Source organism: Oleiphilus sp. HI0132, from assembly GCF_001635845.1.
This window is the reverse complement of the sequence record NZ_LWGJ01001082.1, coordinates 1-12,968: the sequence shown is the minus strand read 5'-3', so window position 1 is coordinate 12,968 and position 12,968 is coordinate 1. Positions and strand designations below refer to the sequence as shown.

12 protein-coding genes and 1 pseudogene are annotated in these 12,968 nt (G+C 46.3%); 12 read left to right on the top strand and 1 reads right to left on the bottom strand.

Annotated elements, in window-relative coordinates; translation table 11 throughout:
* From A3766_RS31135 to A3766_RS13955, 6 genes and pseudogenes are all read left to right on the top strand, one after another.
* A pseudogene (locus A3766_RS31135) lies at positions 1-398 on the top strand (tRNA 2-selenouridine(34) synthase MnmH); the annotation flags it as partial.
* Positions 395-1,246 (top strand): putative selenate ABC transporter substrate-binding protein, encoded by an 852-nt coding sequence (locus A3766_RS13975; RefSeq protein WP_068513588.1) that lies wholly within the window; start codon positions 395-397, stop codon positions 1,244-1,246. The pseudogene A3766_RS31135 and the gene A3766_RS13975, both read left to right, overlap by 4 nt.
* A 1-nt stretch (position 1,247) precedes the next feature.
* Complete coding sequence (locus tag A3766_RS13970) at positions 1,248-2,003, top strand: ATP-binding cassette domain-containing protein (RefSeq protein ID WP_068513591.1); 756 nt, start codon at positions 1,248-1,250, stop codon at positions 2,001-2,003.
* 3 nt (positions 2,004-2,006) lie between these two features.
* Positions 2,007-3,503, top strand: a complete 1,497-nt coding sequence (locus A3766_RS13965) for an ABC transporter permease (protein WP_068513593.1) — start codon at positions 2,007-2,009, stop codon at positions 3,501-3,503.
* A gap of 249 nt (positions 3,504-3,752) precedes the next feature.
* Positions 3,753-5,984, top strand: coding sequence for a selenide, water dikinase SelD (selD, locus tag A3766_RS13960; RefSeq protein ID WP_068553554.1), 2,232 nt, complete (start codon positions 3,753-3,755; stop codon positions 5,982-5,984).
* A 151-nt stretch (positions 5,985-6,135) separates the two neighbouring features.
* On the top strand, positions 6,136-7,263 hold the full coding sequence (locus tag A3766_RS13955; RefSeq protein WP_068513598.1) for a hypothetical protein: 1,128 nt from the start codon (positions 6,136-6,138) through the stop codon (positions 7,261-7,263).
* A gap of 23 nt (positions 7,264-7,286) precedes the next feature.
* Here A3766_RS13955 and A3766_RS13950 read toward each other — a convergent pair whose 3' ends face one another.
* Positions 7,287-8,777: a PLP-dependent aminotransferase family protein gene (locus A3766_RS13950; protein WP_068513601.1), complete on the bottom strand. Its 1,491-nt coding sequence runs from the start codon at positions 8,775-8,777 to the stop codon at positions 7,287-7,289.
* Positions 8,778-8,905: 128 nt separating this feature from the next.
* Between A3766_RS13950 and A3766_RS13945 the strand changes: the two genes are divergently transcribed.
* The 6 genes from A3766_RS13945 to A3766_RS13920 all read left to right on the top strand — a co-directional run.
* Positions 8,906-9,499, top strand: coding sequence for a pyridoxamine 5'-phosphate oxidase family protein (locus tag A3766_RS13945; protein WP_197469914.1), 594 nt, complete (start codon positions 8,906-8,908; stop codon positions 9,497-9,499).
* Between the two features lie 72 nt (positions 9,500-9,571).
* A complete protein-coding gene (locus tag A3766_RS13940; protein WP_156490509.1) occupies positions 9,572-9,796 on the top strand; it encodes a hypothetical protein in 225 nt (74 codons plus the stop codon).
* Between the two features lie 9 nt (positions 9,797-9,805).
* Positions 9,806-10,582 (top strand): hypothetical protein, encoded by a 777-nt coding sequence (locus A3766_RS13935; protein ID WP_068513607.1) that lies wholly within the window; start codon positions 9,806-9,808, stop codon positions 10,580-10,582.
* Positions 10,583-10,831: 249 nt separating this feature from the next.
* Positions 10,832-11,035, top strand: a complete 204-nt coding sequence (locus A3766_RS29665) for a hypothetical protein (protein ID WP_156490508.1) — start codon at positions 10,832-10,834, stop codon at positions 11,033-11,035.
* 52 nt (positions 11,036-11,087) lie between these two features.
* Complete coding sequence (locus tag A3766_RS13925) at positions 11,088-11,594, top strand: DUF3087 family protein (protein WP_068513612.1); 507 nt, start codon at positions 11,088-11,090, stop codon at positions 11,592-11,594.
* A gap of 297 nt (positions 11,595-11,891) precedes the next feature.
* The coding region (locus A3766_RS13920; protein ID WP_068642381.1) for a cell adhesion protein at positions 11,892-12,968 on the top strand (1,077 nt) is incomplete at its 3' end.

The following is a 12,968-nucleotide window of genomic DNA, read 5'->3' as shown; positions in this document are numbered from 1 at the left end:
CTTGCCCTTTAATTGTCTTAGAAACGCCTTTGGAAGAACGAATCGATGTAGTGCTTCAAGACTATGTGATTGATATGACCGAAGCCTACTTAAGCCGGGACGGTGAAGAGCAGGGCATTGAGAATTTCTCTAACTATCTGTTTGAGAGTTTAGGGAGAATAGAACGCCGCTTGGGTAGCGAGCGAAAGAATCATCTACAGCAAATGATGGCACGAGCGATCAAACAACAATTTTCTGCTTCAGAATCTGATGAGGCTTACGGCCTTCACCGGGAGTGGATCGAACATTTACTAAAAGATTACTACGACCCAATGTACGATTATCAGCTCTCAAAGAAGGCTGAAAGAATTGTATTGCGGGGAAGCAAAGACGCACTATTGGAGCACTACTCAAAATGAAATTATTCAGTACCTTGATCATATTGTTTAGCCTAGCGGTGAGCGCGCAGGCGAAAGATTTTACCTTTACCGCCATCCCTGATCAGGACAGCACCCAGCTTGAGCAGCGCTTTGGTGCAGTGTCTGAGTACTTAGGGAAGGCCTTAGGCATTGAGGTACGTTATGTGCCGGTTAAGTCTTATGCGGCTGCAGTGACAGCATTTCGAAATGATCAGGTTCAATTAGCCTGGTTTGGTGGTTTGTCGGGTGTGCAGGCGCGCTTATTAGTGCCAGGCTCCCAAGCGATCGCACAGGGAGATGAAGACCGCTTCTTCAAGACTTACTTTATTGCGCATCATTCTACAGGTTTAAAAAAGAGTGATGAATTCCCAAAAGGTATTGCTAACAAGACACTGACCTTTGGTTCAAAAGGTTCAACATCGGGTCGCTTGATGCCTGAGTTTTATATCCGTCAACACCTTAATGATGCGCCTGATGCGTTGTTCAAACGTATAGGTTTTAGTGGTAATCACTCACGCACAGCCGCTTTGGTTAACTCAGGTGCCTACGAAATTGGTGTGTTGAGCTACAAGGTTTGGGAAAAAGAGCTAGCCGCAGGTAAGATTGATCCAAAAAAGGTTCAGGTTATTTGGGAAACACCTCAGTACCAGGATTACCAGTGGAGCATACGCGGTGATGTGGACGCGCATTGGGGTGAAGGTTTTGGTGGAAAGATTAAACAAGCCTTGTTGAATATGAAAGACCCTGACTTGCTAGCGCGTTTTCCTCGTAAAGCCTTTATTGAAGCGAAGAACGAAGATTATCAGGCAATTTTGGATACCGCTAAAAGCATTGGTTTGATTGACTAATATGCTTGATACGGGGGCACCGACAAAAACCATATTTCATCTCTCCAAGCAGGATTTAGCGTGGCAAGGTAATACCGTGCTGCGTGACTTGGAGATAGAAATTAAGGCCGGTGAAAAAGTCGCACTGCTTGGCAAGAGTGGTGCAGGTAAAAGTACTTTACTCAAAGCACTATACCAGCTGCGCCCCGATGATATTGCCTTCTGTCAGCAGGCGCCGGCTTTGGTCCCCAGTTTATCTTTGTTCCATAACATTTATATGGGGCAGTTGGATAAGCACAATTTTCTCTATAACGCTTTGAATTTGTTTTTTCCTCAGAAGGCGGTTCAAAAAAAGGTAGCCTTGCTTGCACAATCTTTAGGTTTACAAGAACACTTGAAAGCGCGTGCCGAGACCTTATCTGGCGGTCAGCAACAGCGTGCAGCATTAGCTCGAACGCTGATCCAGGAACGGGATATTTTTCTCGGCGACGAGCCGGTTTCTGCGGTGGATGAGCTACAAGCCGAGCGCTTGATCGCTAAGATCATCTCTTCTCACCAGAGCGTTGTTTTAGCACTCCATAATACCGAACTGGCCGTGAAATACTGCGATCGTATCATCGGCTTGAAAGGCGGTGAGTTAGCGATAGATTGCCAAGTTGCCGAACTGGACTCAGATAAGCTTCGTCAAATCTATTCCGATTTCGATACCCAGCAGCCCACCGGCGAACATGATAATACGCCGGTGCCTAAGCATCCTGACTTAAAGCTCTGTCGTTAAGCTATGTGGACGCTTAATCGAGTCAGCTCCGGCTTTTTGTTTCTGGCGCTTATTTGCCTTTGTTTTGCCGACCTTGAAATCATTACAGCAGACCCTTGGGGAGAGCTAGGTCGTATTGCTCAGGGTTTTGTCAGCCCGTCTTTTTTCTCTTGGTATGAATTGCTGGTCAGCTTGCTGAACACCTTGGCTTTTGCCTTGGTCGGTGTGGCGATCTCTTCTGTATTCGGCTTGCTGTTGGCGCAATGTTTTCAGCATCGTTTGGTCCGTATTGGCTGTGCCTTTATCCGTTCAATTCATGAAATTTTTTGGGCTTTGCTGTTTTTGCAGTTCTTTGGCTTGTCGACGCTGACTGGCTTGTTGGCGATTATCATTCCTTTTTCTGGCATCTTCGCCAAGGTCTATGCCGAGATTTTGGAAGAAAGCGATCGTGCGCCGAATGATGCCCTGACCCACCAGGCACAAGGCTCGTTTTCGGCTTTTCTTTACGCGCGCTTGGCGCAGGCTTGGCCGCAAGTCGTGTCGTATACGCGTTATCGTTTGGAGTGCGGTATTCGAAGCAGCGCGATACTTGGTTTTATCGGCTTGCCTACGCTGGGCTTTCATCTCGAAAGCTTCTTCAGTGAAGGCGAGTACGATCAGGCCGCGGCAGTGCTCTATGTCTTCTTTTTTGTCATCGCCAGCTTAAGATTCTGGAGTCATCGTCGTAGCTTATTGCTGCTATTGCTAGTCGCGGTGGTGTGGTTATCGACTCAATTGAATTTATACCTGAGTACACAGACCGATCTGATATGGCGCTTTTTAAGCTACGATATCCTGCCTGAACCCTTAAAAGGGGCTGAAACTCTTTGGCAGCTAGAGGCTTGGTATGCGACATGGGACTGGGCTAGCTTTCTGATACAGCAGCAGGTGGCCGAAGGCGTTTGGAATACCTTATTACTGACCATGATTTCATTGGTGGGCAGTGGCATCTTAGCCTTAGTCATGTACCCCTTTATTTCACCCTTATTTTTGAACAAAGGCAGCCGTTATCTGTCACACTTCTTGTTAGTCGTTTTGCGCTCTATACCTGAGCTGATGTTGGTGTTTGTTTTACTGATTATGATGGGTCCCTCGATGGTGCCCGCGATCGTGGCTTTGAGCTTGCACAATGGTGCGATTATCGCGCATTTGATTGGCAACGCATCACGCAACCTTAAGCTAAGACAAGACGCCCCGAAAGGCATTAATCTATATTCCTACGAAGTCACGCCCAGATTATATCGGCCCTTTTTGGCCTTTTTGTTTTACCGCTGGGAGGTGATTCTACGAGAGAGTGCCATACTGGGAATTCTCGGCGTGCATACCTTGGGTTTTTACGTCGACTCGGCCTTCGAAGAGTTGCGCTTTGATCGCGCCTTGTTTTTAATTTTAGTGACGGCATTGCTGAATATTCTTGTCGATACCTTATCACGCGGTATTAGGCGAAAGCTGCGGCTCAATGCCTTGCCGGATATGCGTTAGTGTAAGAGGAACAGTCCCGTTATAGGGTGCGCCGTGCGCACTGGCGGAGTAGTGGCATTCAAGCTTATATTTAACAAATAACAATGACTGTAGGCAGAGGGTTCTATCCCTCGCTCGATCAACCTCGTGCTAGCCTTCATGCGAGCCGTGGAAGGCTCTGCCTACAGGTTTAGGGCACTAAAGAGGGAGCGATAACGAATGATTACCATTGATTACCGCCTCTCTTAAAGAGCTGGATTAGGAATAAACGTGAAAAAAAATGAGACAAATACTGATACACCCATTAGCCAAGACTTGGTGTTAATCGGTGGTGGCCATGCCCACGCTATTGCTCTGAGCATGTTGGCCAAGCGTCACCTACCTGGTGTGCGCATTACCCTGATTTCCAATTCAGTACTCACACCTTACTCAGGTATGCTGCCTGGCTTGATTGCCGGGAACTACGAGCATGAAGACGTGCATATCGACCTGGGCGCAGCGTGTCGAAGTTTTGGGGTGCGCTTTATTGAAGATAGCGTGACAGGCCTCGATCTTGAAGCGAAAACCATCTTCTGTCAGCAGCATCCGCCGTTTTCGTACGACGTATTGTCGATAGATATAGGCTCTTCTCCAGACTTAAAAAACATACCAGGCACTAAAGAGTTTAGCGTTGGTGTGAAACCTGTTGATCGCTTTCTCGCTCTCTGGCATGACTTGCAGCAATCCCTACTGAGTAAGGAACTCACTTCGCCGGTAGATATTGGTATTGTCGGCGGTGGTGCCAGTGGTGTTGAAGTTGCGCTAGCGATGCAGCACAAACTTAAGTGTGCGCTAAAATACCGAAAGACGAGCTTTGAGCAACTTCGCTTTCACGTGGTCTCGGGGAGTGACACGATACTGCCCAGCCACAATGCCAAAGTGCAGCAGCGCTACCAAAAGGTATTGGATAAACGTGGGGTGCAGGTTCATCATGATTTTCGCGTGTCTAAAGTTGAAGAAGGGTGCTTGGTCGATGCGCGAGACGCTGAAAACCCGAGGGAACTAAGCTTAGACAAGATTATTTGGGCAATATCGGCGTCAGCCCCTGAATGGCCGAAAGCCGCTGGTTTAGCCTGTAGTGAGCGGGGCTTTATAGAAGTGGATGCTTGTTTGCAGTCAGTTTCTCATCCTAATGTTTTTGCCTCGGGTGATATTGCTGATGTGCTGGATCACCCACGGCCTAAAGCCGGTGTATTTGCTGTGCGCCAGGGTAAACCCTTGGCTGATAATCTTGAAAAAGCCCTACGTGGTGAGCCATTAAAAGCCTTTGTCCCTCAGAGCAAGTTCCTGAGTTTAGTGAGTACTGGCGACAAAGCTGCAATTGCCTCTAGAGGTGACTGGGCAATGTCGGGCGCATGGGTATGGCACTGGAAAGATTCAATCGACCGTAAATTTATGCGCCGCTTTAGTGAACTTGCCAAGCCGATGATCCCCGCTGAAAATGCGAGTGTGGATGCTGAGCCGATGAGTATGCGTTGTGGCGGTTGCGGTGCCAAAGTGGGGCAGCCTATTTTAAATCGCGTGATTGCCCAGCTTTCAACACGTTATGAGGATAAGGCGAAGGTAGCACTGTCCCAGCCGGATGATGCCGCCGTTTTGGCCATTCCTGCCGATAAATTATTAGTCCAGTCTGTCGATGCTTTTCGACGTTTCATCGATGATGACTACCTCTTTGGCCAGATTGCCGCGAACCATGCCTTGGGTGATATTTTTGCCATGGGAGCAACGCCCCATAGCGCCCAAGCTTTAGTGACCTTACCTTTTGCGAGTGAAGAAAAAGTTGAGCAGCAATTGCTTCATCTGATGCTTGGCGCGAGCAAGGTTTTTGATGCGTGTGAGATGCCCATTGTTGGGGGGCATACTGCAGAAGGTGCTGAACTAAGCCTTGGCTTTACCATTAATGGTCTAACCGATGAAAACCAGCTTCTAACCAAGGCTGGGCTTCAGCCAGGTGATAAATTGATTCTAACTAAAGCGCTGGGAACAGGGGCTTTATTTGCAGGGGATATGCGAGGCTTGGCGAAGGGGCCTTGGGTGAAATCGGCGATTGAAATGATGCTTCAGTCTAACCAAAAGGCGAGTCATATCCTCTTCAACCATAGGGCGAAAGCTTGTACCGATGTCACGGGCTTTGGCTTAGCTGGACACTTACTGGAAATGCTTCAGGCGTCAAAGCAAAAGGCTTCTTTGAATCTGGCTTCCTTACCTGTATTGGACGGTACTGAAGCACTGATGGCTAAGGGTATATTCTCGAGCTTGCATGAGCAAAACAAACAAATCGATACCAAGATGCGTGCTTTTATTTCCTTGGAAACGCCGAAAGAAGCAGAGATTTTATTTGACCCCCAAACTGCGGGAGGTTTATTGGCTGGAGTGCCTGCTGATCAAGCGAACGCTTGTTTAAATGAGCTGAGAACCGCGGGTTATGACTTGGCTTGTGTGATTGGCGAAGTGATTAAGTAGTAATATCCAGCTACCTTACCATCCTTTGGAGGGGGCTGACTTGAAGGCATTCACAAAGGTAAGAATATCTCGTTGAGGGAGGTACTTTTCATCGTTAGCATGTGTGAAAAATAAACAAAATAAAAACACACATGTGCAAAAGGATGTTTGTATGAGTACCTACTTTTCCAGCATCAAAGATGAAATTCATACATTGGGCAAACTCATTGCAGGTTGTATTTACGCGAAAACGGTTTTATTCGTTGAAAACTGTTATTCCGATATGACTCCCTTGCAGGATGAAGAGCTATCGGAGATTTCCGGCCAAGCTTTTGTCACCCTAGACCAGGAAACCGTTCTTGGAAAAGAAATGACCCGAGTAAATATTGGTATGGAACTCAAGACGCAGCTGAACGTTGAGGAGCTTAAATTAGGCGAATATCCTCGCTGGGAAAATGGCGAAGCTTGTTTTGAGTGTGATGGAACAGAACCAGGCTTGGAAAAGCAGGGCGCAGATCTTTGGGTTAAGAATATGAGCTTTGGCGCGATTGCCGAGACCAGTGGTAGAAAGATGGATGGACGCTACTATAGAGCGGGCGAAATCATTCCTTTTGAGTTTTATGACCCTTACATCGAAATCGCTAAAGAAGACGATGAACTAGTGGGTATGCGTATTGGCTTTCATCAGGCGCGTGGTATTTTCTCTGGGGATATTTTGAGCTTTACCGGTCAACTGCCCGTTCAAATAAAGGATAATGCTTACGCATTGATTGATGCCCCTAATCGCCCCTGGTGGTTTGCCTTAGCGGGGGCTCTCTTGCCTTTTACACCGGTAGAAGGGCAGGCTCATCCGATTACCGCACCGAATGTGGTGGATGGTGAGGTAGATTATGAAAGCGGTGGTCAGCCAGACCCTGTCCGAGCGACCCATATCGGTTTGCCCAGTGGTTCAAATTTTACGCTTGGGCCTATCCCGTTTATTGGTGATATAGATTTTGCCACGACTGACTGTAACCTTCATGGAGTTCCGACCTGTTTTCCGATGACTCAGTTTAAAAGCATGGAAGTAGGGGAAAAACAAAAGAACGGCACTTTTCTACCTACTGGCGGTTTCTTTTTGTCGATGCAGAAAAAGGCCATGGAATGGATTGAACCTGTTAGTCAGCAACGCGTTTCGACACCGAGCGGAGTATTCTTCAGTGTTCCGGTTGGGAGTGTTGAATTCAACCTGGAACAATCATTTCATGGTACGCCTCGCCGCCGAGTTGAGTATATTGATAGAGGTGTGGGCTTGTTTTAGTTCGATTGACCTTACAGTATTGATTAAGTGCTAGTCATGCATGAAAGCATGACATTCCGAAGCGTTTGTATATGCGGATCAATCAGGCTTAGCTCCGTATTAGCAAAACCCAGTACAAGGCCTTGCTCCTCGGCTCGATCGAGGTAATAAGTGGATAAGGGGCTGGCAGAGAGGTTATGCTCCCTCATCGCTTCAACAACCTTCATATCTGATAGCCCGGCCTGGCAAAGTTGCGGATTAAAAATCAATACTATGTGCATGCCCGCGCCGGTGCACTCGGGCTTTGCGAGATTTTCCAGGTGCTGTTCGCAAGCCGCGATGATCGTTTTGAATTTCTCGTGATAGAGCCCTCTCATTTTTCTCAGGTGCCTGATAAAGTGCCCTTCTGCAATAAACTCAGCGACAGTTTCCTGCTCAACCATTGGTGTTTGCCCTGCGATTCTATTTTTCGTCTTCACACATGGGGCAATGACTTGCTCAGGGACAACCATGTAGCCAAGCCTTAGTGCAGGGTAAAGTACCTTGCTAAATGAACCGATGTAGATAACTTGATCCTGTAAACCCAAACCTTGCATGGAGGCAATCGGTTTGTGTTCATAGTGATATTCACTGTCGTAATCATCCTCCAGAATCCATACTCCATTTTCAGCAGCCCATTGAAGGATGTTTAAGCGATTTGCCAAAGGCATAATCCCGCCCATCGGATATTGATGAGTCGGTGTGACACATAAGATTTTACCCTTTGGTTTCTTCGGTAGTGCTTGTAGGTCTAAGCCATTCTTACCCACCGGGATGCCGGTAATTTTGCACTGATGTGCTTTAAAGGCTTCGCGCATTCCAATGTAGCCCGGGTTTTCCAAATAGACTTCATCTCCGTGATTCAAGATGACTTGAATCGCGATATTGACCGCTTGTTGAGCGCCAACCGTGATGATGATTTGCTCGGGTGTGCAATCCAATCCTCGTGAAGATTTTAAGTAGCTGGCAAGCACTTCTCTCAAGTAGGACGAACCTTGTAATGAATCATATCCAAGCAAGGCGATACGCTGGCTTTGTTGTTGATATATTTGCCCCCATTTTTTGATGGGAAAAGCTTTGAGGTCAGGTAAACCGGCTTCGAAACTGGTGTTGCGATAGACTCTGATCTTGTTGTCGCCGAGCAAGACTTTTCCAGAATCAGAGAGCGGCATCTTGGTTGGTTTTGACTCAAATCGCATGATGTTCTTCGTTTGAGCATTGAGATAATCATCAGGAAGATTGGTCGCAATATAGTGGCCCGCTCCTTTTTTCGTTTGCAGGTAGCCTTCAGCTTTCAGTTGCTCGAAGGCGCCCGAAACCGTGTTTCGGCTAACCTTAAGAATACTCGACAGCGCACGGCTAGAAGGTAATCGCCTCCCTGAGACTAATCGTCCATCTAATATTCTGTTCTTGACCCCCTGATACAGCTGATGTTGCAGTGTCTCGGTGCCAGAAAAAGAAAAGTCACGTAACGAGTCAAATTCTTCAGTGCTCAAATTGGTACCACCAGAAATTAATTATTGGATCTTAATGTGGGGCCAGTATTGATTCAGACTAAGCATGAGTCAAGCACAGAGATACGAGTGCGATAGGAAATATCTTTATATAACAAAGGAGAATAGAGGTGACCTTAAAGAAAACGCAGCGCTCTGAAATAAAGCGAGCAGCAAAACGAGCCAGTTACCAACAGAGCGACTTATACCCCTTGATTGATGAGCTAAAACTGGCGCATATTTGCTTTGCGCCCGAAGGTAAACCTATGTCTATCCCGATGCTTTGCTGGCGTGTCGACAATGCGATTTATATCCATGGTAGTCGAGGCAGTCGCCTGGTTAAGCAACTCACGAGTGGGCTCGAAGCCTGTGTATCCTTCGCTGAATTAAATGCCTGGGTAATGGCGAAATCGGGCTTCCATCACAGTGCTAACTATCGTTCGGCTGTACTGTTTGGCTACTTTGAATTGGTGGAAGATGAACAGCAACAGCTTGCCGCATATGAGCACTTTGTTGAACAGCTCGAAACCGGCCGTTGGAAACAAATTCGCCAACCCAATGAAAAGGAACTTCAGGCAACATCACTACTCAGGATGGACATCGACGAAGGGGCAGTGAAACAAAGACAGGGCGGCCCAAATGATGACATTGAAGACTTGGTGCTTCCCGTTTGGGTGGGAGAGATTCCTATCATTAAAACATGGGGAGAGCGAGTGGAGTATTAAGGCAGGCTCGAAAAGCGCCTGCTTAAGGAGTCCGCCGGTGCGCACAGCGCACCGACCTTTATCGCAATTTTCTTGAGCTTTGTCATAATGATTGGCTTTGTCGGCCAAATCGAAGACTATGTCGTGTATCGGGAGTTTGGAAGCCAGGCTCTGGCGGGTCACGGAGTGCTAGGCTTGATAGCCATCGCATTATTCATCAGTGGTCATCGAATGCATAAAATGAAGTTAGTGATTAAGGCCAGATTAAGGCACAATCAGCGCGAAAACGAATTAAAAGATAAGCAACAACAGCCATAGGTAACCTTTATGAAGAAAATACTATTACCACTTTTGATAATTATACTAATCGCCGTCGCAGGTGTTGCTTACCTGGCCGGCTCACTCAATGACATCGTTAAAGAGCAGGTTGAAACGCATGGCAGCAAGGCTTTACAAAGCGCTGTTGTTGTAGAGGGTGTTGATATCAGGTTGATGGATGGTTTTGGTGAGTTGAGCGATTTCTCTGTCGCTAACCCTAATGGCTTTACCCCGACGTCAGCTCTTGGTTTTGGTATCGTGCGCCTGGATATTGGTACAGAGAATATCACTGAAATGCCGATTGTCATTGGGGAAGTCTTGGTTGATTCACTTTCGGCACTGTATGAATTGAATGCTCAAGGAAAAGGTAATCTAAATGTATTGCTTGAGCAGATTACCAGTCAGGCTAGTGCTGACTCAGGAAAAAGCGGCAGTGCTGACAAGACTAAGGAAGAGTCGGGTGCAGACTCCGACGTGCGCATCGTGATCAAGAAGCTAACTATCAAAGATACGCAACTAGCGTTAGATCTGAGTGCGCTTGGCCAGAAAAAGTATGATGAAACTCTCCCCACCTTTGCTGTCTCGAATGTAGGTGGAAGTGCGGGCCTTCCTCCAAAGGAACTTGCTCAGGCTATGGGTAAACAAATACTTGATAAGCTTATCAAAGAAGCTAAAGCAAAGCAGACGGAAAAACTGAAAGCGAAAGCTAAAGAGAAGCTGATGGAGAAACTTGAAGAGAAAGGTGGTGACAAGCTTAAAGGTCTTATGAAGAGCTTCGGGCATTAGGCTAAGGCATTCCAGAATAAGCTAGCTTATCTTCCAAGATAGGCTGGCTGTTCCTTTCATGCAGTACTCTCTTAGCACAAGGCCAATGACGATATTATGATAAGTATATGTATTTATTGCGGTGAGAATAAGGCTATAGCCTTTGAGGTCTGTAACGCTTGTTCTCGTACCCCAGACTCTCATCGTGATCAAATACGCTCGATTATCCTGAGTTATAGTGAGAACGAGCCTTACTTGAATTTTTTGAGTTTGGAAGAACTTGAAGAGATTCGGGAAAAAATTATCACAGGTGCTCCCATTGAGTTAAAAGCTGAGGTATATAGAAATGCTGAAGAAGCCTTCAGTGCTGTGAAAGTCACGGAAGGGCCAAAGTTAATACAATACTTTTCTGGTATCTCTGTACCGGTTACAGCGCTTATATTATTAGCCTTTTTGGCCGCCATTTTTATTTAAGTTTCTGTTGTTATCTTGAGACTGAATATTTAGAGGTTTTAGTTAGAAGAATATGAATTTACAGAATATTGATAAAACAACTTATCGAAAGCACCTTAACTGGGTGATTGCTGGAAGCATTGTTGCTTTATTGGCGATCGCGCTTAGCGTATCAACCCTACTGATTCATTTAGTTGGGGAACCTGGAGGTTCAAATTTCGTTCTGAATCTGGTGGGTGTAGTGTCTGCCGTAGCGCTTGTGCTAAATACTTTATACCGAAACCGGAATACGCCGTTTATGTCGGAAGTTTGGTATGTCTGGCAGCTTAAACAAGAGCTCAATGCAATTTACCGAAAATCAAAAGCCTTAAACCAAGCGTTGGAACAGAACAATCACCAAGCGTTTATCATCAAATATTATCACTTGAAAGCTTCTATTCAGGTATATGAGCTGGATGACAATACGCTCACTATCAATCAGCTAAAAACTGACTTACGCGAACTGGAAGAAAAAATACAAAGCTTGGGTTTGAGCGTGAGCATCGAAGATTATCAGTCAGATTTACTGAAGACGCTTTGAACGAAGGGGCGGTGGTCTCCAAATCTGTAGGCAGAGCCTTCCACGGCTCGCAGGCGGGTTAGCACGAGGTTGATCGTGCGAAAGTCAACGAGTCAGAGTAAATAACAACTCCACTAAAATTCGAATATCCAGCCCGAATAAATACCTTTTAACCTAAACAACCTAGTTTGCCCATTTTTGCCAAAGCCTTCTAAGTAATTGTTTTTTAGTCTGTACCTTCGCCACAAGAAGGTGGTGTGTTGTAGCACTAAAGGAACAATAAGAAGTACCCAAAACAAACATAAAAACGGGGAAATTATGAAACCTAAATCTTTCTTTAATACTCATCCACTCAAGGTCATGACACTAGGCCTGACGCTTGCCTGTTCTGATATCGCATTAGCGGCTGGAGAGGAATTTCTAGACTATGGCCTGCACTGGGCTAGGGTGCAAAATGGCGCAGAGAATCAGGTCAAAGCAATTGAGGCTGATGGCACGATTAACGAAACCATTAGTAATTACTATGACGACTCGAAGCCAACGGTTATTTATTTCCATGGCTGGCAGAATGGCTCTTCGCAAGATGGCTATGACCGCGAAGACTTTACCTTCGCCAACAATGGCAACTCACTCTCGCATAAATCCTGGAAGCAAAGGGGTTGGAACGTTGGCGTATTTTACTGGAACCAGTTTGCCGATGAAGCTGAAGTCAAAGATGCAGAAGCCAAAATGTGGAGTGCTAATGGCCCAAAAGGTATGCGTTATCGGCTAGATGACGGTAGTTACAGCACGTCACAGGCACCGAACAAGTCGGTCGGTGAAATCGCTTTTGAGCAAATCACAGCAGTACTGGCTAACAATAACAAAAACCTGAGATTTGCAGGCCACTCTTTGGGGAACCAATTAGCTGTTTATGTGGCCAAGCAGATTAATGATGGGATTAATGAGGGCACTCTGTCTGATAATGTTATGCCCGACCGTATTGCACTGCTAGACCCCTTCTGGTCAAAAAATGGCAAAAGCTATCTTGGTGATGAAAACGGCGACGGCCAGAACGACTGGGTGGGCGAACGAACGCGTTGGTACATTTCCGATATGATAGCCGACCAGGATGTCGCAGTAGAATGGTATAAGTCATCGGCGATATATGACTTATGGATTGGCGACCAAAACACGCCGTTGGAGAGTATTGTTAACCTCAACCACTTGCGTTTTTGGTATCTGAATTCATGGGATATTGCCGGTAAACATGTTGAAGCACGTCACTGGTACTTCCAGTCAATGAATAATGCTGAGCCTGAAGAAGTAACGATTAACTGGTGGGGAAGACGCAAAGACACAGGGTACGATGCCGCCAGTGCCAGAACTTCAGATAACCGCATTAAGGTTATGATG